22 protein-coding genes, 1 other RNA gene and 2 riboswitches are annotated in these 24728 nt (G+C 47.1%); of the genes, 11 read left to right on the forward strand and 12 right to left on the reverse strand.

What is annotated here, in order from left to right; translation table 11 throughout:
- The first annotated feature begins 74 nt into the window (after window positions 1-74).
- The 3 genes from J4N45_RS03255 (at window position 75) to J4N45_RS03265 (ending at window position 2628) form a co-directional block, all read left to right on the forward strand.
- Window positions 75-938: an alanyl-tRNA editing protein gene (locus J4N45_RS03255; protein ID WP_252013643.1), complete on the forward strand. Its 864-nt coding sequence runs from the start codon at window positions 75-77 to the stop codon at window positions 936-938.
- 359 nt (window positions 939-1297) lie between these two features.
- The gene (locus J4N45_RS03260; protein ID WP_252013645.1) at window positions 1298-2362 is read left to right on the forward strand and encodes a sensor domain-containing diguanylate cyclase; all 1065 of its coding nucleotides are present in this window, start codon (window positions 1298-1300) and stop codon (window positions 2360-2362) included.
- A 35-nt stretch (window positions 2363-2397) separates the two neighbouring features.
- Window positions 2398-2628 carry a zinc ribbon domain-containing protein gene (locus J4N45_RS03265; RefSeq protein WP_081936109.1) on the forward strand — a complete coding sequence of 77 codons (231 nt, stop codon included), beginning with the start codon at window positions 2398-2400 and terminating at the stop codon, window positions 2626-2628.
- Window positions 2629-2649: 21 nt separating this feature from the next.
- Here the strand turns inward: J4N45_RS03265 and xseA are convergent, their stop codons facing one another.
- The gene (gene xseA / locus J4N45_RS03270; protein ID WP_353505877.1) at window positions 2650-4026 is read right to left on the reverse strand and encodes an exodeoxyribonuclease VII large subunit; all 1377 of its coding nucleotides are present in this window, start codon (window positions 4024-4026) and stop codon (window positions 2650-2652) included.
- A 207-nt stretch (window positions 4027-4233) separates the two neighbouring features.
- On the opposite strand from xseA, the gene guaB reads away from it, so the two are divergent.
- The 3 genes from guaB (at window position 4234) to J4N45_RS03285 (ending at window position 8222) form a co-directional block, all read left to right on the forward strand.
- Window positions 4234-5697 (forward strand): IMP dehydrogenase, encoded by a 1464-nt coding sequence (guaB, locus tag J4N45_RS03275; RefSeq protein ID WP_252014646.1) that lies wholly within the window; start codon window positions 4234-4236, stop codon window positions 5695-5697.
- Between the two features lie 152 nt (window positions 5698-5849).
- Window positions 5850-7403: a glutamine-hydrolyzing GMP synthase gene (gene guaA / locus J4N45_RS03280; protein WP_042500759.1), complete on the forward strand. Its 1554-nt coding sequence runs from the start codon at window positions 5850-5852 to the stop codon at window positions 7401-7403.
- Between the two features lie 225 nt (window positions 7404-7628).
- The gene (locus tag J4N45_RS03285) at window positions 7629-8222 is read left to right on the forward strand and encodes an acetate uptake transporter (protein WP_128647903.1); all 594 of its coding nucleotides are present in this window, start codon (window positions 7629-7631) and stop codon (window positions 8220-8222) included.
- 139 nt (window positions 8223-8361) lie between these two features.
- On the opposite strand, the gene J4N45_RS03290 is transcribed toward J4N45_RS03285, so the two are convergent.
- The 6 genes from J4N45_RS03290 to thiD form a co-directional block, all read right to left on the reverse strand.
- Window positions 8362-9909: an alanine/glycine:cation symporter family protein gene (locus J4N45_RS03290; protein ID WP_252013648.1), complete on the reverse strand. Its 1548-nt coding sequence runs from the start codon at window positions 9907-9909 to the stop codon at window positions 8362-8364.
- Window positions 9910-10239: 330 nt separating this feature from the next.
- A complete protein-coding gene (tenA, locus tag J4N45_RS03295; protein ID WP_252013650.1) occupies window positions 10240-10902 on the reverse strand; it encodes a thiaminase II in 663 nt (220 codons plus the stop codon).
- A gap of 8 nt (window positions 10903-10910) precedes the next feature.
- The gene (locus J4N45_RS03300) at window positions 10911-11858 is read right to left on the reverse strand and encodes an ABC transporter substrate-binding protein (protein WP_252013652.1); all 948 of its coding nucleotides are present in this window, start codon (window positions 11856-11858) and stop codon (window positions 10911-10913) included.
- Window positions 11859-11875: 17 nt separating this feature from the next.
- Complete coding sequence (locus J4N45_RS03305; RefSeq protein WP_252013653.1) at window positions 11876-12673, reverse strand: ABC transporter permease; 798 nt, start codon at window positions 12671-12673, stop codon at window positions 11876-11878.
- Window positions 12657-13451 carry an ABC transporter ATP-binding protein gene (locus J4N45_RS03310; RefSeq protein WP_252013656.1) on the reverse strand — a complete coding sequence of 265 codons (795 nt, stop codon included), beginning with the start codon at window positions 13449-13451 and terminating at the stop codon, window positions 12657-12659. The genes J4N45_RS03305 and J4N45_RS03310 overlap by 17 nt, the downstream gene beginning before the upstream one ends.
- Before the next feature lie 5 nt (window positions 13452-13456).
- Window positions 13457-14284 (reverse strand): bifunctional hydroxymethylpyrimidine kinase/phosphomethylpyrimidine kinase, encoded by an 828-nt coding sequence (gene thiD, locus J4N45_RS03315; protein WP_252014647.1) that lies wholly within the window; start codon window positions 14282-14284, stop codon window positions 13457-13459.
- A 66-nt stretch (window positions 14285-14350) separates the two neighbouring features.
- Window positions 14351-14452: riboswitch (TPP riboswitch) on the reverse strand.
- A 410-nt stretch (window positions 14453-14862) separates the two neighbouring features.
- On the opposite strand from thiD, the gene J4N45_RS03320 reads away from it, so the two are divergent.
- Window positions 14863-17385 carry a glycosyl hydrolase family 18 protein gene (locus tag J4N45_RS03320; protein ID WP_252013657.1) on the forward strand — a complete coding sequence of 841 codons (2523 nt, stop codon included), beginning with the start codon at window positions 14863-14865 and terminating at the stop codon, window positions 17383-17385.
- Between the two features lie 158 nt (window positions 17386-17543).
- Here J4N45_RS03320 and ribB read toward each other — a convergent pair whose 3' ends face one another.
- Window positions 17544-18206, reverse strand: coding sequence for a 3,4-dihydroxy-2-butanone-4-phosphate synthase (gene ribB, locus J4N45_RS03325; RefSeq protein WP_252013658.1), 663 nt, complete (start codon window positions 18204-18206; stop codon window positions 17544-17546).
- 217 nt (window positions 18207-18423) lie between these two features.
- Window positions 18424-18568, reverse strand: a riboswitch (FMN riboswitch).
- Between the two features lie 253 nt (window positions 18569-18821).
- Between ribB and J4N45_RS03330 the strand changes: the two genes are divergently transcribed.
- On the forward strand, window positions 18822-19331 hold the full coding sequence (locus J4N45_RS03330; RefSeq protein ID WP_252013659.1) for a GNAT family N-acetyltransferase: 510 nt from the start codon (window positions 18822-18824) through the stop codon (window positions 19329-19331).
- 54 nt (window positions 19332-19385) lie between these two features.
- A complete protein-coding gene (locus J4N45_RS03335; protein ID WP_252013660.1) occupies window positions 19386-20459 on the forward strand; it encodes a threonine aldolase family protein in 1074 nt (357 codons plus the stop codon).
- 57 nt (window positions 20460-20516) lie between these two features.
- Here the strand turns inward: J4N45_RS03335 and ssrA are convergent.
- Both ssrA and smpB read right to left on the reverse strand, forming a co-directional pair.
- Window positions 20517-20883: a transfer-messenger RNA gene (ssrA, locus tag J4N45_RS03340) on the reverse strand.
- 68 nt (window positions 20884-20951) lie between these two features.
- Window positions 20952-21437, reverse strand: a complete 486-nt coding sequence (gene smpB, locus J4N45_RS03345; protein WP_042476291.1) for an SsrA-binding protein SmpB — start codon at window positions 21435-21437, stop codon at window positions 20952-20954.
- 175 nt (window positions 21438-21612) lie between these two features.
- Here smpB and J4N45_RS03350 point away from each other — a divergent pair, with 175 nt between their 5' ends.
- Entirely contained in the window at window positions 21613-22053 is a 441-nt protein-coding gene (locus J4N45_RS03350; protein ID WP_042476294.1) for an SRPBCC family protein, read from the forward strand.
- Window positions 22043-22408, forward strand: coding sequence for an RnfH family protein (locus tag J4N45_RS03355; protein WP_234494417.1), 366 nt, complete (start codon window positions 22043-22045; stop codon window positions 22406-22408). The genes J4N45_RS03350 and J4N45_RS03355 overlap by 11 nt, the downstream gene beginning before the upstream one ends.
- 65 nt (window positions 22409-22473) lie before the next feature.
- Here the strand turns inward: J4N45_RS03355 and bamE are convergent, their stop codons facing one another.
- Window positions 22474-22833 carry an outer membrane protein assembly factor BamE gene (gene bamE / locus J4N45_RS03360; RefSeq protein WP_234494416.1) on the reverse strand — a complete coding sequence of 120 codons (360 nt, stop codon included), beginning with the start codon at window positions 22831-22833 and terminating at the stop codon, window positions 22474-22476.
- Window positions 22834-23003: 170 nt separating this feature from the next.
- On the reverse strand, window positions 23004-24668 hold the full coding sequence (gene recN, locus J4N45_RS03365; RefSeq protein WP_252013661.1) for a DNA repair protein RecN: 1665 nt from the start codon (window positions 24666-24668) through the stop codon (window positions 23004-23006).
- Window positions 24669-24728: the final 60 nt, after the last annotated feature.

Raw genomic sequence — 24728 nt, forward strand, 5'->3', positions numbered from 1 at the left:
CCCTCTCAATGAGAGGGCGCTTTTTTATGGTCTGAACTTTTATGGTGTAAAGCACCAGGATGTAAGGAAAACAGATGATCACCGCTAGTAAAGTGCACTTCTGCAATCAAACATGGCAACTAGATAGCCAAATCCAACTCGTCAACCATCATAAAGAACATTGCGATGTGGTGGTGAAAGACACGCCATTCCATCCTGTTAGCCATATCTGGCCTGATCACCCAGCAGACAGAGGAACGTTATCAACAAGCACAGAATCGTACCAAGTTACAGACTGTTTAGTTGGTGCTGTTGAGCTCGAAACCGGAAGGCTCTTTGTCGCGCAATCCATCCCAGTAAAACGAGATACCGATGGCTGGGTATTTGTCGTGGTGCATCGCATTTCTAAACAAGCCGTATTATCAGAAGGTGAGACCGTCTCCCTGTCGGTAGACAAGGAGTATCAAGATAGCTTAAGCCGCGGCCACAGCGCTGGTCATATAGCGTCTTTGGCGCTCAACAAGGTTCTTGCTGAAGCGTATTGGAGAAAAGACGCCGATCGCAAAGATGGACTAGGGCACTATGATTTTAATAGCTACGCACAGGAGCAGAGCTTTGTATCGCCGGATGCTTGCTTTGATAACTATCGCTTAGGTAAGACGCTTAAAAAGCGTGGTCTTAACACTGCGCAGGTACTTGAAGAGCTTAAAGAGATAGAGTCTAGGGTCAACCAACAGCTTAATCTATGGCTTAGCGAGGGTTCAGAAGTAGAGATGCAGCTTGAAGGTCCTTACCTCACCAGCTCTCGTTACTGGCATTGTAGATTGGACGGGATGGATGTTGTCATGCCTTGTGGTGGCACGCACGTTACAACGACAAACAGTCTGAAGCGATTAAACGTTGAACTGCGAGCTATCGATGCCAATTATATCGAAATGCACACCCATGTAAGTCGATAATTAGAAAAACGATCTTTTTATTAAATTTCAATTAGACTGATTTATTTTGGTCTTTTCGGTATTTAAATCTGTTAAAAATCGAAAAACAGCACATGTAACTTATGCTTTCGGTATGTGGTTATATAAATGTTCTTTTTTAAGCAGATCGCTGATCAAGCTAGCTTTTGGGGATGATCTAGAAAAGATCGTGTTTTTTGTCGTTCCAGGGTGTACTGGTTCAAATTACGTACAAATATTCCTTTGGTCAATAGTTCATCTATTTGCGCCCTGTGTTAGTATGTGCCGCGAGCGCATAATAAACAGAATGCCAACAGCTTTAGAGTTAGAGCCGTATGGTAGCAAATTAAAAGACGCGAACTATGAATAAAGACTTGCTAATAGATGCCCATAAGGGCATGAATAATTTATTAAAAGAGCTCGCGCTAGGGTTACCCCAAACCCAATTAGTGGAAAGGATAGTTGATCTTACAGAGCGACTATTTCCTAGAAAACGAGTTTCTATTTTATCGTTGGATGAATCGACAAACTGCCTGTTCACGGTAGCCGCCCCTAAGCTACCTATTATGTATAACCAAGCTATTAATGGGTTAGAAATTGGTGAGCGAGTGGGATCTTGCGGGGCTGCTGCCTACTTGAAACGCTCTGTGATTGTTGACGATGTAACTAAACACGCCAACTGGACGCCGTTTCTTGAGCTTGCCGCTTCTTCGAATGTGAAAGCTTGCTGGTCGGTACCTGTCATCTCGACTCAAGAGCAATGCTTAGGGACATTCGCTCTCTACGACGAGAGGTGTTCTACCCCGCTCGCGATTGAGATTGAGATACTCGAATCGATGTCTGCCGTGTATTCGGTTGCGCTTGAGAAGTACGCTCTTGAGGATAAGCTTACCTTTCAAGCCCAGATGGATCCGCTCACTCACTGCTTGAATAGACGTGCTTTATTGGAAAGAGTAGAGCAGAGCCACTGTTTTGACGGTAATATTCTCGGCTGCTTTTTTGTTGATATCGACAAGTTCAAGCAGGTGAATGATGAATATGGTCACTGCTTTGGTGACAAAGTACTTGTAGCTGTTTCTGAGCAGCTTAAACACCTTTTGCCTGAACAAGCCGTACTTGGGCGTTATGGCGGTGATGAGTTCTTGGCGTTTTGCTGCTTCCCTGATGAAGACGGCGCCGTCGCTTTTTATCAAACATTGAGCGATGAGCTGAACAAACCCGTAACACTGAATGATACCAATATCTCTGTCAGCGTCGGATTTGCGACCAAACAGTGCTGTTCAGATCTGCCAATGGATAAGTTAATCCGCCAAGCAGACAGCGAAATGTACAAGGTTAAGCGTCGAAATAAGCGTGCAGTACCTCTACGTAGTGCTTCTCCGAGCTTGATTGATATCAATGCGAACCCAGAAAAGAAAGTCGTATGATAGTTAATATTATCACTTTCTAATATAGGTAAGTCATGACGACTCAACAAAACCAGTGCCCTAAGTGCCACTCAGAGCTTGAATGGGATGGGCAGTATCACTGCGGGCAATGCCAAGTCCATTTCAAAAAGATTGGTTTTTGCCCTGACTGCGAAGCAGAGCTGGAGAAACTTCAAGCGTGTGGCTCAGCGAGCTATTTTTGTAATAGCTGTAATGAACTGAAGTCTAAGTCACGCGTTAAGTTTGTTTTTGAGAGCCTTGCATAGAAGCTAGATGGCAGCTGTCGTCTAGCTGTGATCTTTTATGCTGGTGACCTGAGATTCGATAATGCCATTGTCGAGTTTGGTGGTGATCGCACTGCCGACTTCGACACTCTGAGCGTCGGTGATGACCTGTCCGCGCGCATCTTGAGTAATAGAGTAACCGCGCTGCAACGTCGCCAGTGGGCTGACTGTATCTAACTTACCTACGGTAACGGCGAATTGATGCTTAGCGCTATCGAGCTGTTTCTGCATAGCTTGCTTAAGCCTGACCTGTAGCTGATCTAATCGATTGGTTTGTCGGTCGAGCTGGCGAGCTGGTGAGAGTGCCATTAACCTGTGTTGTTTATTGCTCAGGCGCAGTGTCTCTTGAGATAGGCGCTGCTTAATTGCTGAGCTCAAACGGAACTCAAACTCATCAAGAAGCTGGCTCTGCCTCTGCAACTGGTGCTTTGGATGGTAGCTGTTGAGTGCTTGTGTTAGCCCCGATAAGTGCTGCTTTTTCTGCGCGAGATAGAGCTGCATAACATTACGCAGCCTTTGCTCACGCCCTTTAAGTGATTCATGCTTATGTGAGGTGTCATTACTGACAAGCTCAGCCGCAGCACTCGGTGTTGGCGCTCGCACGTCGGCAACATAGTCCGCTATAGTGACGTCGATTTCATGCCCGACCGCACTAATGATTGGAATCTGGCTTGCCGCGATGGTTCTTGCCACGATCTCATGGTTAAAACACCAAAGATCTTCCAGCGAGCCGCCACCTCGACCCACTATCAATACATCACACTCGTTACGGCTGTTGGCGCGTCCAATTGCCTGCGCAATCTCAATCGCCGCCGCATCACCTTGAACCGTTGTCGGATAGATAACGACAGGCAGTGATGGGTCGCGTCTTTTCAGTACATCGAGAATATCGAACAGAGCGGCACCAGTTTTGGAGGTGATGATACCCACGCGTTTAGGGTGAGAAGGGAGAGCTTTCTTTAGAGACTGGGAGAACAAGCCCTCAGCCGCAAGTGACATCTTTAGCTTCTCGAACTCTTGCTGCAATCTTCCGTCGCCCTCGGGCTGCATTGATTCAATGATCAGCTGATAATCACCACGCGGCTCGTATAACGAGAGACGCGCCTTTACCAATACCTGATTGCCATTGGCTGGCTTAAAGGTGACTCGGCGATTATTACCGCGAAACATAGCGCACTTAACTTGAGCGCGAGAGTCTTTTAGCGTCAGGTACCAATGGCCGGATACAGGGGCGGAAAAGTTAGAGATTTCACCGACTAACCAGACAATCCCCATTTCATTTTCTAGCAACAAACGTACTTCGGAATTCAGACGAGAGACCGTGTAAATGTTCTGATTGGAAGAAGATGAATGAGAAGTAGATCGCGGGGATAGGGACACAGCTAATCTCAAAGACGTGAGTATGGAAATTAGCGGCAATATAATACATATCAAGGGGGTAAATGCAAATAAAAAATAGAAAAATGTGTAGCCAAGCGATTTCGTCGGGCGTATAATCCCACCGCAATATCTAATCCAAATGACCTTATTATGCGAAACGATAAGGGCGGATTATCCTTTAAACTCCTCTATTGTGAGATATTGCAAATGCTAAGAATTGCCAAAGAAGCGCTGACGTTCGATGATGTACTACTCGTTCCAGCTCACTCCACCGTTCTCCCAAACACAGCTGATCTTCGCACTCGGCTGACCAAGAATATCACTCTGAATATTCCAATGATCTCTGCGTCTATGGACACAGTGACAGAAGCGCGTCTTGCGATCGCGCTAGCCCAAGAAGGTGGCATTGGCTTTATCCACAAGAACATGTCTATCGAGCAACAAGCTGAGCAAGTTCGTCTAGTTAAAATCTTTGAAGCAGGCGTGGTGACTAACCCAGTAACGGTTAGCCCAGATGCATCTATCGCTGACGTGGTAGCGCTGACTGATAAGCACGGCTTTGCAGGTTTCCCTGTTGTTGCACAAAACAACGAGCTTGTAGGCATCATCACTGGTCGTGATGTTCGCTTTGTTACTGACCTTTCTAAGAAAGTAGAAGCAGTAATGACGCCAAAAGAGCGCCTAGCCTCTGTTAAAGAAGGTGCTTCTCGTGAAGAAGTACAAGAAGAGATGCACCGCGCACGTGTAGAGAAGGTACTGGTTGTAAACGACGAGTTCCAACTTACCGGTATGATCACAGCAAAAGATTTCCACAAAGCAGAACGTAAGCCTAACGCATGTAAAGATGCGCAAGGTCGTCTACGCGTTGGTGCTGCAGTGGGTGCTGGCGCTGGCAACGAAGAACGCGTTAAAGCGCTTGTTGAAGCTGGTGTTGACGTTCTACTTATCGACTCTTCACACGGTCACTCTGAAGGTGTTCTAAACCGTATCCGCGAAACTCGCGCAGCCTACCCAGATCTCGACATCATCGGTGGTAACGTTGCAACAGCTGCAGGTGCTAAAGCACTGATTGAAGCTGGCGTAAGCGCAGTTAAAGTAGGTATCGGCCCTGGTTCAATCTGTACAACTCGTATCGTAACGGGTGTTGGTGTACCTCAAATCACAGCGATTTCAGACGCGGCAGCGGCAGCTGAAGAGTATGGCATCCCAGTTATCGCCGACGGCGGTATCCGTTTCTCAGGTGATATCTGTAAAGCTATCGTAGCTGGCGCATCTTGTGTCATGGTTGGCTCAATGTTCGCTGGTACTGAAGAAGCACCAGGTGAAGTTATCCTTTACCAAGGTCGTTCATACAAAGCTTACCGTGGCATGGGTTCTCTTGGCGCAATGTCTCAAGGCTCTTCTGACCGTTACTTCCAATCTGACAACGCGGCTGACAAGCTAGTTCCAGAGGGTATCGAAGGTCGTATCGCTTACAAAGGTCGCCTAAAAGAGATCGTTCACCAGCAAATGGGTGGTCTTCGTTCAAGCATGGGTCTAACGGGCTCTGCAACTATCGAAGACATGCGTACTAAAGCAGAATTCGTTCGCATCTCTGGTGCGGGTCTAAACGAATCTCACGTACACGACGTTCAAATCACCAAGGAAGCACCTAACTACCGTTTGGGTTAATTAATCGCTCAGGTTAATTAGCCACTTAGGTTAATAACGACAACGTAGTGAAATAAATCCTACGTAAACGTTTGCTTTTTTCCTTGAAGCAAAGATGAGAGGCGGGTAAACTCGCCTCCGTTTTCAACACTTAGCTGATAAGATTGCCCAAAATGACGAAAAATATTCATGACCAACGAATTCTGATTCTAGACTTCGGTTCTCAATACACACAGCTAGTAGCACGTCGTGTTCGTGAAATCGGTGTTTACTGTGAACTATGGAGCTGGGACGTAGAAGAAGCGGATATTCGTGAATTCAACCCAGACGGTATCATCCTATCTGGTGGTCCAGAAAGCGTTACGGAAGACAACTCTCCACGTGCTCCTCAGTACGTATTTGATTCAGGTGTTCCAGTTCTTGGTGTGTGCTACGGCATGCAAACCATGGCTGAGCAGCTTGGAGGTAAAGTAGCGGGCTCTAACGAGCGTGAATTTGGCTACGCACAAGTTAAAGTATCTGGTGACTCTGCAATCTTTAAAGATCTTGAAGAAACTCAAGATGTTTGGATGAGCCACGGCGACAAAGTTGTTGAAATCCCAGCAGACTTCGTAAAAGTTGGTGAGACGGATACCTGTCCGTACGCAGCAATGGCAAACGAAGAGAAGAAATACTACGGTGTTCAGTTCCACCCAGAAGTAACGCACACCAAGCAAGGCCTGCAAATGTTAGAGAACTTCGTTCTTGGTGCTTGTGGCTGTGAGCGTCTATGGACGCCAGGTTCTATCATCGAAGACGCGGTTGCTCGCATTAAAGAGCAAGTAGGCGACGATGAAGTGATTCTTGGTCTGTCTGGCGGTGTTGACTCATCAGTGGTAGCGATGCTTGTTCACCGCGCTATCGGCGACAAACTGACCTGTGTATTCGTAGACAACGGTCTTCTTCGTCTAAACGAAGGCGAGCAAGTGATGGAGATGTTTGGCGACAAGTTCGGCCTAAACATCATCAAGGTAGATGCAGAAGAGCGTTTCCTTGCAGCACTTGAAGGCAAGTCTGATCCAGAAGAGAAGCGTAAGACTATCGGTCACGTATTCGTAGACGTATTCGACGAAGAGTCGAAGAAGCTAGAAAACGCGAAGTGGCTAGCTCAGGGTACTATCTACCCAGACGTTATTGAATCTGCAGCATCGAAAACAGGTAAAGCACACGTCATCAAATCGCACCACAACGTGGGCGGTCTTCCTGATGATATGGAAATGGGTCTTGTTGAGCCGCTTCGCGAGCTATTCAAAGACGAAGTACGTAAGATCGGTCTAGAGCTAGGTCTTCCATACAACATGCTTTATCGTCACCCATTCCCTGGTCCAGGTCTAGGTGTTCGTGTTCTTGGCGAGATCAAGAAAGAGTACTGTGATCTACTGCGTCGTGCCGATGCTATCTTCATTGAAGAGCTGCACAATGCAGACCTTTATCACAAAGTATCTCAGGCGTTCACGGTATTCCTACCAGTTCGCTCTGTAGGTGTAATGGGCGATGGCCGTAAGTACGACTGGGTTGTGTCTCTACGTGCGGTTGAGACTATCGACTTTATGACCGCTCACTGGGCGCATCTACCATACGACTTCCTAGGTAAGGTTTCTAACCGTATCATCAACGAAGTAGACGGTATCTCTCGCGTTGTTTACGATATCTCTGGTAAGCCACCAGCGACTATCGAGTGGGAATAACCCTCGATAACTAATCTCTTCGATAAGTAACCTCTTTGAGATAAGTTAGATTGTAAAAAGCCGACGTTATGTCGGCTTTTTTTACGCGTGTCGGAAAAGACTGAATACGAATATGCAATCGGTAAAACTTAGATTGCAAATAATGGGTCTGCTCAACATTTACATTTTAAATTAAAATTTCCCTACAATTTTTGTAACTAATTTTGAATTTAGGGCTCTTTGACAATGTCTAACAAACTCGCTAACCCAGCGCCGCTTGGCCTTATGGGTTTTGGTATGACGACCATTCTACTTAACATCCACAACGCAGGTTTCTTCCCGATTGATTCGATGATCCTAGCGATGGGTATTTTCTATGGCGGTCTAAGCCAAGTGTTTGTTGGCATGATGTGCTTTAAACGTGGTGACACATTCGGCACCACGGCTTTCACTTCGTACGGTCTATTTTGGCTGACGCTGGTAGGCATTATTGTTATGCCTTACATGGGTCTTCCAGCAAGTCCGGCGAAGTTTATGGGCTGGTACTTACTGCTTTGGGGCGTATTTACTGGTTTCATGTTTATCGGTTCACTTTGCTACCCAGTGGCTAAGCAAGTTGTATTTGGTTCATTGACCATTCTGTTCTTCTTGCTGGCTGCGCGTGACTTCTTCGGCAGTGAACTGATCGGTACCATCGCTGGCTTCGAAGGAATTTTCTGTGGCGCTAGCGCGATTTACTTCGCAATGGCTCAAGTACTGAACAACGAGTACGGCCGCACAATTTTGCCTATCGGTGAGAAAAAAGCGCCGGTAACTTCTGCACAAGAAGTGGCGGCATAAATTAAGTTTCATTCATTCGGGAACAGTGAATGACAAAAGGGGTAGCCAAGCTACCCCTTTTTCTTTTTTAAACGATTATTGGCTACTTCAGTCATCCCTGCGCTGGCTGGGATCTACCTAAAGCGATCGCCAAGTTTGATTACGACGTTTGCGTCTGAGTCGACCCAGAATCCGCCTCTTGAGCCGCTTCAGGCTTTTTACCTGTTTTACGCTCGTATCGACCTTCCCAGTAATCTGCGTTCTTGATACCAAGTGCGACTGGGTTAAACGTATACTCTTCAACCCCTTCTTTTTGCTGCTTCTCGTAGTCTTTAAGTGCCACGATAGCTGGCTTAGCAATGAAGAAGATAATCAAGATACCCACAATGTTTAGCCACGCCATGAGACCTACGCCGACATCACCCATCGCCCAAGCTAGGTTGGCGGCTTTGACCGTACCGTAGAATACCGAGGTGATCAGAACCAGCTTCAGTAGGAACATTAGGCCATTTACCTTAAAGGTACGACGAATGTAAGCAATGTTGGTTTCTGCAATGTAGTAGTACGCCAAGATTGTAGTAAAGGCGAAGAAGAACAGTGCAAATGCAATGAACAGCTTACCAACACCCGGCATAGTACTTTCAATTGCTAGCTGAGTGAACGCAGGGCCGTTAGCACCAAAGGTTTCAGCGAGGTTTTGAACTAGGAATGTACTCTCTGGACCGTGCACGTTGTACGCGCCAGTGATAAGAATCATGAATGCTGTTGCAGAACAAACCAGCAGGGTATCAATGTAGATAGAGAAAGACTGAACCAGCCCTTGCTGCGCAGGGTGATCAACGTTTGCTGCTGCCGCTGCGTGAGGGCCAGTACCTTGACCTGCTTCGTTAGAGTAAACACCACGCTTAACACCCCAACCAATTGCGGCACCAAAGCCTGCCATAGGTGTGAAGGCATCGCCGAGAATCATACCCACGATACGTGGCACTTCACCGATGTTCAGAAGAATGATTACAAACGCGATGATGATGTACGCAAGTGCCATAAAAGGAACAACAATCTGAGTGAAATGCGCGATACGCTTAACGCCACCGAAGATGATGAAAGCTAGAATGATAGAGATAACAGCGCCAGTGAAAATTTTCGCAAAACTGATAGTACCGATCGCTGTGTCAATCATCGCACCAGTGCCAAATGCAGTCTCTACTGCGTTACCGATACTGTTCGACTGAACACCCGGAAGTAGGACACCACACGCAAAGATAGTCGCGATTGCAAAAATCCACGCGTACCACTTTTGACCCATCGCTTTTTCGATGTAGTAGGCTGGGCCACCACGGAACTCGCCACGATCTTCTTCTTTATAGATCTGCGCGAGTGTCGACTCGACATACGCAGTAGCAGCACCAAAGAAGGCCACCATCCACATCCAGAATACCGCACCCGGACCACCGAAACCGATAGCCGCTGCTACGCCCGCAATGTTACCTGTACCGACACGTCCAGACAGTGAAACGGCAAGCGCCTGGAACGATGAAATACCTTTTTCAGAGCTCTTTCCCGATAGCAGTAGACGCCACATTTCGAAGAAATGACGGACTTGTACAAATCGAGTAAGAATGGAATAGAAAAGGCCTGCACCAAGACATAAATAAATAAGAGCGGGACTCCAGATAATCCCGTTTAAAAAATCAACTAAAGACTGCATAGTTCTTCCCTGTAAAGCTGGGGATGAGGTCGAAGCTCAGCGACTCATGGTCTGATTGTTCGACATCACTTGTTGATACTCATCCTTTATCAATCGTCCTTGCTTGCACGAAAAGCATGATGAAAGAGAGCGCGAGGTGTTTGAACATACCAAACACGAGCCGACATCCTACCTAACTTTGTTGCTAATGTTAAACTCAGTTGTAAATATTGTGTTAACGCGTGACTTTGGGCACAAAATCCGAAATGCGGCTTGAGGATGTGATTTTTGTTTGTTAAATGAGCGGTTACGAGATGAAAAAATGCCGACCAAGAGGTCGGCATCGTCGCATTATTTTGTATCAAGACCTTGCTGCCAAAAGGCAATTTCCATTCTTGTTGCTGTTTTAAACACGTGTATGAGCTCTCGGCCTCTTGGGCTATCGAGCTCAATGTCTTTGAGTAACGTGTCTAAACGTTCAATACTTATCCGAACGCCTGATTGAAAATCTTCACCAGCATAAAGCTCTATCCAACTGCGGTACGGGTTACCTTCTAATAACGTAGTAGGCGACTCGATGAGTGCTTTACCGATCACCGCATAGCCGATAGCGCAAGGTGCTAATGCCGCATACAGATCAACAAGCTCGCCTGTCATGCCGGCATCGAGCACATAGCGTGTATACGCCACGGTACCAAAGTCTTCTGTTTCCGCTTCCATGTCTGCTTCAGTAATGCCCCACTGGCTACAATATGAAACATGATGACCTATCTCAGACTCAAGTAGGGCAGCCACGCTAGGTACTGCCTCACGCATTTGAGTTAGTGTTTTGGCTTTATAGATCGCCAAGGCGTAAGCGCGGGCATATTGCTTTAGAAACAGAAAGTCCTGCTTTAGGTAGTGCAAATACGCTTTTTGCTCAAGCTCACCTTTAGCAAGTTGCTGCACAAATTCATGTTCGGTATAGCCTTGCCATTCGCTTTGGCAGGCATTGATAAGGTCTTTATGGTTCATAATTGCTCCTACAGTACAGGTACCATGGTCTCTGCTGCTGGTTTACTCGAGATGATCTTGTGCTGGTACATGAAGTTTGTGAAAGCATCATATTTAGCAGTGTCGATGGCCGATGGACGCAGTGCAAATCGCGTTAGCGTGTCGCGCCATGCTCGTTTGTTAAGCTCGTTGTTTAGCGTGTCTGGCGCGTAAGCAACAAACTGATTCCAAGATTCTTGAGGGTGATTGACGATGTAGGTCGTCGCTTTCTCGATAGCACGGTTGAATTTAGCGATGGCCTCTTTGTCATGAGTCTTTGCATTAGCAACAAAAACCAGTTCTTCATAGGTCGGAACGCCATGCTCTTCAGGGAAGAAGGCCTTTGGTTTGAAGCCCTCGAGCTCTAGTTGGTTTGTTTCGAAGTTACGCAGACCGCCCCAAATGGCATCAACCTTACCTGACGCTAATGACGATGACAGTGCCCAGCCAACGTTGATGATCTGCACATCTTTGTACGCGACGCCTTCGGTTTGCAGCATAGTGCCTATGGTCGCTTCTTCATTACCCGCAATAGCGATACCGATCTTTTTGCCTTTGAGATCCGCGAGAGAATTGATCTTACCATTATCCAATACCATCATGGTGTTCAGAGGTGTGGCAATGAGCGTTGCACTGCGAATAAGAGGCAAACCTGCCGCAACATCAATGGTTAGGCTGGTTTGATACGAAACCGCCATGTCCACCTTGCCTGCTGCAACCAGCTTAGCTGGTGTACTTGGATCGGCAGGCTCTTGGATGTTGACTTCTAGCTCTTGCTCTTCAAAGTAGCCACGCTCGTGAGCAATGACGATAGGGCCGTGATTAGGGTTCACGAACCAGTCAAGCATCAGCGTTATCGACTTATCGGCAGCGCTTGCGGCGAATGTCGTCATAGCAGTGAGCAGCGCTGCGATGACTTTAGTTGAAGTGGATTTCATACTTTTTCCTTTTGAATTTAGTTATTTTCCCATGGGATAAGGCGTCTTAGCGCCCAATCTGTAATGAAGTAGAGAGAGACAGATACTGCCGCCAAAATAAACAGGGCTGCAAACATCTCATCGATGAGCATGCGAGCATTGGTTTGCAGCATGAGGTAGCCAAGCCCTTCACTTGACCCCACCCATTCGCCGGCAACTGCGCCAATCGGAGCAACAACCACAGCAACACGAATGCCCGATGCTAGCACTGGCAAGGAGGCTGGTAAGCGGATATGCCAAAGCTGACGCCAACGATTTGCGCCCATTGTTTGCGAGAGATCTAAATAGCCCGTCGGTGTATTTCGCAATCCGTCATAACAGCAAGTGGTTACCGGAAAAAAGATAATCAGTGCTGCCATGACAACTTTGGAGGCAATGCCATACCCTAACCAAAGCATTAGAATAGGTGCCAGCGCGAATACAGGGATCGCTTGACTAGTAATAAGAATCGGCAGTAGCCAGCGTTTTACTGGCTGAAACAGCAGCATCTGCAGAGCAAAGAAAAGCCCCATAGACAGCCCAAGTAGCAGACCTAGCAATATCTCTTGGCTAGTCACCCAGGTATGCTTGAGCAACACATCATGGCGCTCGAAAAGCTTTATAAATACCGCCTCTGGCGCAGGAAGGATAAAGCTTGGCATTTCGAAAATAACCACAATGCTCTTCCAGATAGCCAAGATGATCACCAAGCTAATGATCACGCGCATCACGGCGCTTAAACCTTGCTTTGACGCTTGTTTGTGGTTTCGATTCGCAACCTCAGCGAGTGGCGTCATGGGAGCCTCCTTGCCGTTCAGGGACATCGAGTTTTTCTGTGTGACTCCCAGCTAAGTGCTCGAGTATGGATTGTTGAATAGCGGCGAACTCGCCGTCTATATCACGAGGTATTCCTTGCTTTGGTGGAGTAATGCTGTGCAGTCGCGCGGGCTTACCATTCATGACTAGGATCTGCTCACCCAAACGAAGCGCCTCTTGCGGATCATGGGTAATCAGCAATACAGTTTTGTCTTTGAGCAGGTTAGATGCGAGCGCTTGTAGCTTGTAGCGCGTGACGGCATCGAGCGCTGAAAAAGGCTCATCCATCAACACGACGGACTTATCTTGCATTAAGGTGCGAGCTAATGCGACACGTTGCCTTTGACCACCAGATAGATCATTGGGGTTTGAAGCGGCTTTATCCGCTAGCCCCACTTTCTCCAGCAGTGACAGTGCTTTTTGAAGAGTCCGCGCGTCCACTTTCTTGCCATTTAAGCGAGAGGCTAGGCACACATTATCGAGCACGGATAGCCATGGCATCAGCAGATCTTGCTGCGCCATGTAGGCGACCTGGCCGGCTAACACATCAAGTGGTGGTGAAAACTCTGTTGCTGAAAACTCGACCTTATCAGTGAGCAACCCAGCTATGTAGCGCAGCAACGTCGATTTTCCACAGCCACTTGGGCCAAGAATGGCCGTCCATGTAGCCGGTTCAAATCTCACTTCTAACCCTGAGAATATTGCGCTGCTATCGCCCAAATACCTCAGGGTCGCTCCTTGAATACGAATTGGCGTCATTGGTCTTAGGCGTCTTTATTCAGGGCGTAGAAGTGGTGGACGGGGCCGTGACCTTTACCGATCTTAAGCTCATCAGCATGGGCTATCGCTTGGGTAATATAGTCTTTCCCCAGTTTTACTGCGTCATCGAGAGCGTTGCCCTTTGCTAGGAAGGACGCGATCGCTGAGCTTAAGGTGCAGCCCGTACCATGGGTATTATTTGTTGCGATTCGAGTGGTATTAAAGAACTGAACATCGCTATTAGTGATCAACAGATCATTACTGTTTTGCTCTGACTCTAAGTGCCCACCTTTTAGCAAAACAGCAGGGGTGTCTAAAGCACGTAGTGCGTCGATGAGTGCTTCCATATCTTGTTGAGATTGTGGAACATCACAACCTAATAGTGCTGCGCCTTCTGGCAGGTTCGGAGTAATCACGGTCGCTAATGGTAGAAGTTGTGTTTTGAGAGCATTAATGGCACTACTTTCAAGAAGAAGGTCGCCGCTGGTGGCAACCATAACCGGATCGAGAACGATGTATTGCGGCCGGTACTCTCGTAGCTTTTCGGCTACGGCGCCAATGATATTGGCATCAGCCAGCATGCCGATTTTGACAGCGACAACATTCAAATCGCTAAAGACCGCGTCAAGCTGTGCTTTGACGAAATCTGGGTCAATGCCAAGTATGCCTGTTACACCTTGAGTGTTTTGAGCGGTAAGCGCTGTGATGACTGAGCAGGCGTAAGAGCCTGTGGCTGAAATCGCTTTAATATCCGCTTGAATACCAGCACCACCGCCAGAATCTGAGCCGGCAATGGTTAATACGATAGGGGTGTGTTGCGATGTTGTGACCATAAATGCTCCTTTTCTGCGAAGGAACAGCCATAGCCCTGCCAAAGACGCCTCGGGTAGTGAGTCTTTTTGCATTGTCTATCAGTTCCCTACGCCAGTGCTAACTGAATCAGGTTCAACGGGTCTCACCACAATGGTGATCTCAGCATAAATGCCCCCCGACTAATGTGAGGCTCATTGTCATACAAGCGTGGTCACTTTTCCAGTACTAACGGATCAGCTTCGGCTATTTATGTGGTTTATGTATAGTTATTCATCTTCCTTATGTGTGGGTGGGGTGACTATCTGTTTGGTGGATGGGTTTGGCATTTATGACTTTTGTGATCTTTTAAATGAGTGAAAAATTCTGGGCACAGGGTTGAAGTGTTAATGAAAATGCCTGAGACAAAGGATCTAATTTTGAGTGGTGACTCGAAGTGAGTTTTATTTTTGCACAAAAAATAAACACACCTGCCTATTAATAAATACCGATGTTCACAACTTTTTAATACATCTTAAGTTATTGAACTTTTGACCCGTTTTTTAGCTTGTAAACAGTTGTGAGCAGGAAATTTTTCGTCTTTCAAGGAAAGAGAATGGCAATGAAAAAACTATTATTAGGCTTATCAGGGGTCGCATTGGCAGTGAGTCAAAGCGTCACGGCTGCTCCTGCTGCGCCGTCTATCGATGTCTACGGCTCAAACAATTTACAATTTTCAAAGATTCAACTAGCAATGGAAACGACCTCTGGTTACAACCAGATGGTGCAGTATAAAGATGCCGCTGATATCGGTATTCAATTTAATCAATGGAGTGGCACAACCGGTGACACCTACAACATCTATTTTGATGGAGTCAAGGTTGCAACCGGCCCTATCTCCGGCAGTCAAACCTTAGCTAGCTTTACGTATGCAAAAGGAGGCCGCTATCAGGTTGAAGTGGAAGCGTGTGACGCTACAGGCTGTAGCCGCAGCGCGCCCGCTGAACTGGTTGTTGCCGATACTGATGGTGCACACCTAGCGCCGCTCACCATGAACGTTGACCCTAACAATAAGACCTTCAATACAGATCCAAATACCGTCGTCGGGACGTATTTTGTCGAGTGGGGGATCTACGGTCGCGACTTTACCGTGGACAATATTCCCGTCGATAACCTAACCCATATTATCTATGGTTTTATTCCTATTTGTGGTCCAAACGAGTCAGTTAAATCGGTTGGTGGTAACAGCTTCAATGCGCTTCAAACAGCGTGTCAGGGAATGCCCGACTATGAAGTGGTTATCCACGATCCGTGGGCGGCCTATCAAAAGAGTTTCCCACAAGCGGGGCATGAGTATAGTTCACCTATCAAAGGTAATTACGCAATGCTCATGGCACTCAAACAGCGCAATCCCGATCTCAAAATCCTTCCTTCAATCGGTGGCTGGACCCTTTCAGATCCCTTCTACAGCTTTACTGATAAAGCGAATCGAGATGTATTTGTTGCGTCCGTTAAACGCTTCCTACAGACGTGGAAGTTCTACGATGGTGTGGATATTGATTGGGAATACCCAGGTGGGCAAGGGGCCGCTCCCGACCTTGGTGATCCTTTGAAAGACGGTGATGCTTATGCTGCATTAATGCAAGAACTTCGAATCATGCTAGATGAGCTAACCGTCGAGACTGGCCGTACCTATGAACTGACGTCCGCGGTTGGTGTCGGGTATGACAAGATTGAAGATGTGAACTATGCCGATGCTGTACCTCATATGGATTACATCTTCGCGATGACCTACGACTTCTATGGTGGTTGGAACAACGTACCCGGCCATCAAGCTGCGCTCTATTGCGGTAACTTCATGAGCCCTGGTCAATGTGATGGAACGGGTGTGGACGCGGAGGGTGTGCCGTATAAAGGGCCTGCATACACCACAGATAACGGTATTCAGCTTCTTCTCGCGAAAGGTGTTCCTGCGAACAAGTTAGTGGTTGGCGCTGCAATGTACGGTCGTGGTTGGGAAGGTGTGACGCCAGATACTCTGTCCGATCCCACTGACCCTATGACAGGCGTGGCAACAGGCAAGCTTAAAGGCTCAACAGCGCAAGGTGTGTGGGAAGATGGTGTGATTGATTATAAAGGCTTGAAGTCATTTATGATTGGTCCAAACAATACTGGTATCAACGGATTTGAGTATGGCTATGATGAGCTGGCAGAAGCTCCGTACGTGTGGAATCGTTCAACCGGTGAGCTCGTGACGTTTGATGATGCTCGCTCTGTCATCGCGAAAGGTCAGTATGTTCGAGCACAAGGCTTTGCGGGACTGTTCTCATGGGAGATTGACGCTGATAACGGTGACATCCTTAATGCGATGCATGAAGGTTTAGCTGGTGGCACACCAGTGAACCGAGCTCCAACAGCCAATGCAGGTGGCAATCAAACGGTCGTTGGTCCTGCAACCCTCGTCCTTGATGGCAGTGCATCCCGTGATAGTGATGGCTCAATAGTCAGTTACGCTTGGTCACAAACCGCAGGGCAACCTGTGGCGGTAACGGGTGTTAACACAGCGCAACTTAGTGTCACGGTTGGCGAGGTCACGGTTAGCGAGCAATACAGCTTTACATTAACGGTCACTGATAATGAAGGTGCGACAGGGACATCGACGGCAACAGTGACGGTTAACCCAACGAGCACAACGCCTACCAATACCGCACCGGTTGCCGTAGTGAATGGTCCAGCAGTGGCAAGCGCAAATGACACAGTTGTGTTGGATGCGTCGGGATCGACAGATGCAGAAAGCGATCCTCTCACGTTCACGTGGCAAGCGCCGGCAGAGTTGTCTGTAGCAACTCAAGGCAGCACGCTTAGCTTTGTTGCTCCGAGCCTATCGGTAGACACAGACTTCACGATTTCGGTAACGGTGAGTGATGGCGCTCTAAGCACTAGCAAATCTCATGTCGTCACAGTGAAAGCGGATGGTGGCAGCGTCGTTTGCGCAGATACATGGGATGCGTCAGCGGTATACAACGGTGGTGCGGAAGTTATCTACCAAGGTCATCGCTACTCGGCTAAGTGGTGGACCCAAGGTGATGAACCCACTAAATCTGGCCAATGGGGAGTCTGGAAGGACCTTGGTGCGTGTCAATAGAGTATTAAGGTTCGAACTGAGCATTTAGATTAGCCATCATACTTGTAGAGTGTATTCGTAGCAGATCGACACCTCTCTAGAGATACACGAAGCGAGCTATGGTGGCGCCTACAAAAAAAGCCGCTCTTATTGAGCGGCTTCGTATTCTATCTATTCACTTACGCAGATTGTTCTGCGCCGGCAAGTCGATATTGCACCATGTCTTCAATCGTTAAAACAGGCATGCTATGCTGCTTACCGAACTCAACAATCTCAGGTGCTTTGGCCATAGTACCGTCAGGGTTTGTTACCTCACAAAGCACGCCAAATGGAGAGAGACCAGCCATCTGCATCAAATCGATGGTGCCTTCTGTATGTCCGCGGCGAGTAAGTACACCGCCTTTTCTCGCTCGTAGTGGGAATACATGACCCGGGCGCGCTAAGTCTTCTGGGCGTGCACCTGGCTGACAAGCAGTTTTGATTGTCGTCACGCGATCGGCTGCCGATACGCCTGTTGTGACACCCACTTTCGCTTCAATAGAGACAGTGAACGCGGTTTGGTTTGCACTGTTGTTGTTCTCTACCATTGGCGGCAAGTCTAACTGCTGAGCTTGTTCATCAGTGATACACAGACAAACAATACCGCTGCACTCGCGGATCATCAGTGCCATTTGCTGATTTGTAAGATGATCAACGGAATAGATGATATCGCCCTCGTTTTCACGATCTTCATCATCGAGAAGCAGTACGCCGCGACCTTCGCGCAGTGCTTGTAGAGCGATCTCAACTCGCTCTAGAGGTGTGCCAAATTCGGCCAGTAGTGAGGTTTGGTTCTGATTCATGGTAATACTCCTAAATATTAGTACCAGAATCAGGGCATAGATATGGGGAAGCACTAGTCTATCTATTTGATAAAACTATTGATTCCAAAAGGTATAGCCAAGCCACACGAAAGCCATCGCCACTCAATGAGTGCCGAAAATCATCGTGTTGCTCTATCGAAAAATGGCGCACAAAGCACCGACACTTTTCAATAAGGTGTCCAAGTGTCTCGATAATACTTATCCTCTCCCATCCGGACTATAACCGTCGGCTCTGGATTCACACCAGATCTGCTGACCCTGATACTCAGTATCAGGCGCTCGCGGGCTTATCATGATGACTTACCGCCGGTGGGGAATTTCGCCCCGCCCTGAGAATAGATTTGTGTCGTTACGACATTTAAATGGTAACGATAATCCAATCACTTGGAAACCAAAAAATGCGGATTAAGACGTGTTGAGCACAGCTGAGGGGATGTTGTGAGTGAATTCTCAGCAACTTTTAGCGTTACAGAGGATTTTTAGGTTTGCATCACAGTGTGATTCGATAATTTACATTCGCATAACCAAGTGTGAGCTACTATTCTGAACACTCACTGGAATGACGAAGTACGTCGAACGAACAAAGAGAAAAAAATGGCGCTCAATCTAGAAACGGAAAGGCTTATCTTAAGAGATTTTGACCTCGGAGACATCGAAGCCTGGCTTCAAATGACCTCTCACCCTAAGTACCAAACCTTTTACCCTAAAGAAGAATGTTCACCAGAGTTTAATGCCCACTTACTCGAGATGTTTGTCGAGCAAGCTCATCAGGTGCCACGCACCAAATTTCAGCTCGTTATCGAAGGCAAAGAGAGTCACCAAGTTATTGGCACCGTGGCGTTTCGTCTAGAGTCAGACAATCAGGCGTCTATCGGTTTCGGTCTTGCAGTCGACAGGCAAGGGCGAGGTTTGGCTGTCGAGGCGATGTCTGAGCTCATTAGTTACGGTATCGAACAGTTTGGTACACGTTGTATATTTGCTGAAACCCGTGCGGGTAATACGGCGGCAGTAGCGGTATGTAAACGACTTGGCTTGAATCAAGTTGACCTTAACCATGAGCCTTCTGACAATATGAATGTGATTCGTTTAGAGCGCTGTTATTAATCGCATTGCTGGTGGTACTCTAGTTCATAAAAGAACGAATGATAGGGAAGAGCAATGCAGCAACAATGTCGGATTTCACTGCCGGGCAACAAAGAGTATTCACCTGCAGACATGTTTGCCCGAATGGCAGACTGGTGTCAGCAGCACAACATCGAACATGACCGATATGGTGAAGGGGACTTAATTCAGTCGTTCGAGAAAAAAGTGGCCGCCATGCTGGGTTTCGAGGCAGGTCTTTTTGTGGTGACAGGCACCATGACTCAGCCGACAGCGTTGCAGATAGCTTGCGAAATGAAACAGTGCCGCAACGTCGCCATGCACTCATCGAGCCATATCTATATTCATGAAAACCAAGGTTACCAGCTACAAGATCGCTTTTGTTTGCTTCCAGTTGGTAAGCCTTATACTTCGTGGAGCTTACCGGATTTAGAAAAGATACAGGATAAGTTAGGTGCGGTATTGTATGAGCTGCCGATGAGAGAAATCGGTGGACAGCTACCTAGCTATGAAGAGCTTGATTCAATCAAGCGTTACTGCCAGCAAAATGACATTCATCTTCATATGGACGGTGCAAGGCTTTGGGAATCGGCTGCCTATTATGGAAAAGACTATTCTGATATTGCCAAAGGTTTTAGCTCTGCCTACGTCTCTCTCTATAAAGGCATTGGTGGGCTAGGTGGAGCATTGCTGCTCGGTGAGCAATCCTTTATTGAAAAAGCCGCCGTATGGATGCACAGACAAGGTGGCAGCGTTTACCATAGAACCCCTTATGTCGTTGCGGCGGCGATGCAGATTGATGAGAGAATTGCCGTGATGCCTCAACTGTTTGAGCGTACAAAGCAGGTTTACGCATTGCTCGATGCGTTTCCAAACATCACTCCAAACCCTAAGCAGCCCCAAGCGAACATGCTGCACATCCATCTACCCATTAGCCAAGACCGAGCAATATCGCTCAGAGATCGACTGGCAAAAGAATACAGCCTTTGGATAGGTAACCCTCAACAAGGCATGCTAGCGGATCAAAGCTACATAGAATGGTATGTGGGAGACAGGCTGTTGGAAATGTCAGATGAGGATTTAATAAAGTACCTCAATCTCATCAACGATAGATGCAATGAGTCTTCTTAATCGAATATAAAACAAAAAGGGCGATAACTCAGAGAGTTATCGCCCTTTCCAAACGTTTGGTGGAGCTGGCGGGAGTTGAACCCGCGTCCAAAAACCATTCATCATTGGTACTACATGCTTAGTCGATCTTTAAATTCACCACCAACCTGCGAACCGACACGCTAGTTAATGGCTAACCTGAATTATAATTCGCCGTTCATCTCTCAGGTGGGAAAATCCGGGCTAGCGCGTTTGGGTTTGATCTCTCGTTATTCCCCGTCTTACGTGCGGAAGCTAGGGCGAGAGAGCTCTGAGCAGGTTATTAAGCTGCTAGTGCGTAGTTTTCGTCGTTTGCGACTATTTTTTTGCGGCTTTTTACGTGGCCAACCGCCCCACGGCATGCACCTCAGACTGCAAAATTCCTGTCGAATCCTAAATCAGCCCCAAAGTGTTCTTCGCATGTTACCAGAAAAGCTTGGCCTGTCTAGCACTGCGGAGTTTAACTGGTCAGTTTTAGCGCAAATTACTCTTCATGATTCGCGCTTTATCACGTGCCCAATCTTTTTCTTTCAAATCAGCACGTTTGTCGTGAAGCTTTTTACCTTTCGCGACGCCTACCTTGATCTTAGCCCAAGAGCGCGACCAATACATAGTCGTAGCAACCAGCGTCATACCGTCACGGTTAACTAGACCTATAAGCTTGTCTAGTTCGCGGCGGTGCATGAGCAGTTTACGCACGCGCGTTGGCTCTGCAACAATGTGAGTTGATGCTTGGTTAAGCGGAATGATAGACATACCGCTGATGTAAGCTTGGCCATCACGTAGGAAAACGTAGCTCTCAGCGATATTGGCTTTGCCTGAGCGTAGGGATTTAACTTCCCAGCCTTGCAGCTCGATACCAGCTTCGATCTCGTCCTGAATGTGAAATTCGTGGCGAGCTTTCTTGTTCTGAGCGATGGTATTGCTACCCGCTTTATTCTTTGAATTCTTCTTTACCATAATGGGGTCATTATACGGCTTGTTTTTGTGTTAAGGAAAGGGTTTTATTCGCCAAGGTTTTGTTTTGTGTGAGCTTGGGTTACCTCCCGATTCTTATAGGGTGTGAGCGTACGACTTGAGCTAACAGCTGCTTAACAGTAGAATCGGGGGCAACCTTTTAGTTTGGGGAGTTTTTATGCAACAAGTGACTCGCTCAGCGCTCGTGATGTTTAGTGCTGATCAAATGTTTAACTTGGTCAATGATGTCGCCAGTTATCCTGATTTTTTGCCGGGCTGTTCAGGTTCTCGAGTATTAGAGGCGACCAACTCAGCGATGGTTGCATCGGTTGACGTCTCTAAGGCAGGGATCAGTAAAACATTTACTACCGCGAATACTTTAGTGCATGGAAGCGAAATCTTGATGGAGCTGGTTGACGGTCCTTTTAAGATGCTTAAGGGCGTTTGGTCTTTCATTCCACTTGATGATCAAGCCTGCAAAGTTGAGCTTAAGCTTGAGTTTGAGTTTTCGAGCAAAATGATTGAACTCGCTTTTGGAAAGATCTTCCACGATGTAACGAGCAATATGGTTAACGCGTTTACAAAGCGTGCCAAAGAGGTTTACACCTATGAGTGCTGATTCGCAGCTAATCCACGTTGAGGTGGTTTATGCATTGCCTCAAGAGCAGCGTGTTTTTCAGTTGGTGGTAAACCACGAATCGACGGTAGAAGAGATCATTCAAAAATCAGGGGTTCTCGCGGTTTACCCAGAGATAGACCTGTCTGAAAACAAAGTCGGCGTGTTTAGTCGAAATGTTAAACTTGATGCGACAGTCAGAGATAAGGATCGAATCGAGATTTATCGTCCATTGCTTGCCGACCCTAAAGAGATCAGACGTAAACGCGCAGAACAGGCGAAGAACTCCGGGAAAGCCGATCCAGTCACTGGCGGAAAGCCATCTCCGCTTCGGAAGAAAGATTCTGAGACAAGCTAAGAAATTATTACTTTCTGAACATTAAAAAAGCTCGCCTAGGCGAGCTTTTTTTGAATCCGATAAGGTTAGTTGAGCGCGTCGAAAAAGTTGTCGCTCGCCTCATAGTCTCCTGAAATCGCTGCGAGTGTGCCACTGCCATCAAAGTTGACGATAAGGTTTTGTTGAACCGGGTCATCGTGACCTTTGGTTGCGTGATAAATGTAGTACCACGTATTTGGATAACCATTTTCAACCAGCATAGGTGAGCCTAGAACAAAGCGAACTTGTTCTTTGGTCATGCCATAGCGCAGTTGGTCTACCGCATTTTGCTCAACGAAGTTGCCTTGGTTGATGTCGATGCGATAAACGATTTTTTCTATTACTGAACATCCTGTCAGCACACTAAGTGCTAGTGGTAATGCAAGTAACCACTTCTTTAATTGCATAGCTCTAATTTACAACGTCGATTTTTGAAACTGCAAAGATAATAAACAAGGATGAGCCAGAAGTAAAAACTTGTCTGCTCTAGATAGGGCTATTGGCGCTCGTTTTATGAGTTGAGCAGCAATCCTTGGTTAATTTTCCCGGTTTAGGGAACTATCTCCACCTAACGTAATCATGCTGCGATCAGTAGCTCCTTAGCATTGGCCAATGTTGAGTCGGTGATTTGGCTACCACCAAGCAAACGAGCCAACTCACTGATGCGTTCCTGCTCATTCAAATTAAGCATGCTCGTTTCTGTTTTGTTGGCTTTTGTAGTTTTAGTAACAAACAGTTGCTGATGACCGTGACCCGCAACTTGTGGTAGGTGGGTAACACACAGTACTTGAGTCGACTCACCAAGCTTACGAAGCATTTTACCCACGACCGCTGCGGTAGGGCCGCTGATACCCACATCCACTTCATCAAAAATAAGACTCGGTGTATCGACTTTTTGTGCGGTAATAACCTGAATTGCAAGAGAGATTCGTGAAAGCTCACCACCTGACGCCACTTTGGCAATGGGCTGCATCGGTTGACCTGGGTTGGTCGACACTAGGAACACGACGTTATCCATACCGGTTGGAGAAGGGTGCTCAGGCTGGAAGGAGACATCAATAGCGAACTTCGCCTTCTCCATGCTAAGTTCATGCATGCTTTGAGAAATTAGCTTATTAAGCTCTTTTGCATAGCGACCGCGTGACTTATTGAGCTTTTCACTGGCTCTGACATAGGCTTCAAAGTGCGCGGTAACTTCTTGTTCCATCTCTGCAAGTTTCTCATCAGAGCAATCAAGCGCCTCTATTTGTGCCAGCAGATCTTGATGATGCTGATAGAGCTCCTCGGGCATAACATGATGCTTACGGGCGAGGGACATGATTTTGGAAAAACGCTCCTCAACATAAGCCATGCGCTCAGGGTCGACATCGATTTTGTCTAAATAGTTTCGAAGCTCAGTATTGGCCTCTTCAATTTGAATGATCGCTTCTTCAATCATGTTAGGTAGCGGCGCTAGACTTGAATCTAGCTCAGCAAGTTGCAAAAGTTTACTACTCGCCGTTTGAAGCATAGCCAGTGCGTTGACTTCATCGCCTTCATAAATAATGTCGATAGCTTGCTGGCAGGTAACGGCAAGCTCACCGCTGTTTGATAGACGCTTATGTTCTTGCTCAAGCTCAGGAAACTCTTCTTCACCGATAGCTAGTTCATTGAGTTCCTTGATTTGATATTCAAGAAGCTGAAGCTGAGCTAAGTTATTGGCGCTGTTTTCTTTTAACTGATTAAGAGCAATGTCGGCGCTTCTCCAAGTTTGGTATTTGGAGCGGACTTGCTTGAGCAGTGCTGTATGTCCTGCGTACTGATCGAGCAGACTCAACTGGTAGTCACTTTTCATCAGCTGATGGTGAGCATGTTGACCATGAATATTGATGAGCAGTTGTCCCAATGCTTTAAGCTGCGACAAGGGGACCGGGCTGCCATTGATAAAGGCGCGTGAGCGTCCTTCTTTGGTAATCGTGCGGCGCAAAATACATTCAGTGCCATCAAACAGGTCATTGTCTTCGAGCCAGCGCGTTGCTTGCTGGTTATTCTCAATCGCAAATGCAGCGGTAACCTCGGTTTTGTCTTCACCGGCGCGGACCGCACCCGCATCCGCTCTGCCGCCAAGACAAAGACCGAGAGCATCTATCGCAATGGATTTACCTGCGCCAGTTTCGCCAGTGATGGTTGTCATACCTGTACAAAGTTCTAACTGCAGCGATTTCACGATAGCAAAATTATTAACACTTAGATGAGACAGCATTTTAATTACCTGTTTAAATGAACACTACTGTATGTAAATTCAGTATATACTGTTTCTTTA

It is taken from the genome of Vibrio sp. SCSIO 43140, assembly GCF_023716585.1.
Lineage (GTDB): Bacteria > Pseudomonadota > Gammaproteobacteria > Enterobacterales > Vibrionaceae > Vibrio > Vibrio maritimus_B.

Bases quoted from the DNA above. Each gene is read 5' to 3' on its own strand.
- guaA (WP_042500759.1), top strand. From the start codon at position 5,850: ATGACGAAAAATATTCATGACCAACGAATTCTGATTCTAGACTTCGGT.
- J4N45_RS03300 (WP_252013652.1), bottom strand. From the start codon at position 11,858: ATGAAATCCACTTCAACTAAAGTCATCGCAGCGCTGCTCACTGCTATG.
- J4N45_RS03310 (WP_252013656.1), bottom strand. From the start codon at position 13,451: ATGACGCCAATTCGTATTCAAGGAGCGACCCTGAGGTATTTGGGCGAT.
- J4N45_RS03335 (WP_252013660.1), top strand. From the start codon at position 19,386: ATGCAGCAACAATGTCGGATTTCACTGCCGGGCAACAAAGAGTATTCA.
- J4N45_RS03265 (WP_081936109.1), top strand. From the start codon at position 2,398: ATGACGACTCAACAAAACCAGTGCCCTAAGTGCCACTCAGAGCTTGAA.
- J4N45_RS03260 (WP_252013645.1), top strand. From the start codon at position 1,298: ATGAATAAAGACTTGCTAATAGATGCCCATAAGGGCATGAATAATTTA.
- smpB (WP_042476291.1), bottom strand. From the start codon at position 21,437: ATGGTAAAGAAGAATTCAAAGAATAAAGCGGGTAGCAATACCATCGCT.
- guaB (WP_252014646.1), top strand. From the start codon at position 4,234: ATGCTAAGAATTGCCAAAGAAGCGCTGACGTTCGATGATGTACTACTC.
- ribB (WP_252013658.1), bottom strand. From the start codon at position 18,206: ATGAATCAGAACCAAACCTCACTACTGGCCGAATTTGGCACACCTCTA.
- tenA (WP_252013650.1), bottom strand. From the start codon at position 10,902: ATGAACCATAAAGACCTTATCAATGCCTGCCAAAGCGAATGGCAAGGC.
- J4N45_RS03355 (WP_234494417.1), top strand. From the start codon at position 22,043: ATGAGTGCTGATTCGCAGCTAATCCACGTTGAGGTGGTTTATGCATTG.
- J4N45_RS03350 (WP_042476294.1), top strand. From the start codon at position 21,613: ATGCAACAAGTGACTCGCTCAGCGCTCGTGATGTTTAGTGCTGATCAA.
- J4N45_RS03330 (WP_252013659.1), top strand. From the start codon at position 18,822: ATGGCGCTCAATCTAGAAACGGAAAGGCTTATCTTAAGAGATTTTGAC.
- J4N45_RS03305 (WP_252013653.1), bottom strand. From the start codon at position 12,673: ATGACGCCACTCGCTGAGGTTGCGAATCGAAACCACAAACAAGCGTCA.
- recN (WP_252013661.1), bottom strand. From the start codon at position 24,668: ATGCTGTCTCATCTAAGTGTTAATAATTTTGCTATCGTGAAATCGCTG.
- J4N45_RS03290 (WP_252013648.1), bottom strand. From the start codon at position 9,909: ATGCAGTCTTTAGTTGATTTTTTAAACGGGATTATCTGGAGTCCCGCT.
- J4N45_RS03320 (WP_252013657.1), top strand. From the start codon at position 14,863: ATGAAAAAACTATTATTAGGCTTATCAGGGGTCGCATTGGCAGTGAGT.
- J4N45_RS03255 (WP_252013643.1), top strand. From the start codon at position 75: ATGATCACCGCTAGTAAAGTGCACTTCTGCAATCAAACATGGCAACTA.
- J4N45_RS03285 (WP_128647903.1), top strand. From the start codon at position 7,629: ATGTCTAACAAACTCGCTAACCCAGCGCCGCTTGGCCTTATGGGTTTT.
- bamE (WP_234494416.1), bottom strand. From the start codon at position 22,833: ATGCAATTAAAGAAGTGGTTACTTGCATTACCACTAGCACTTAGTGTG.
- thiD (WP_252014647.1), bottom strand. From the start codon at position 14,284: ATGGTCACAACATCGCAACACACCCCTATCGTATTAACCATTGCCGGC.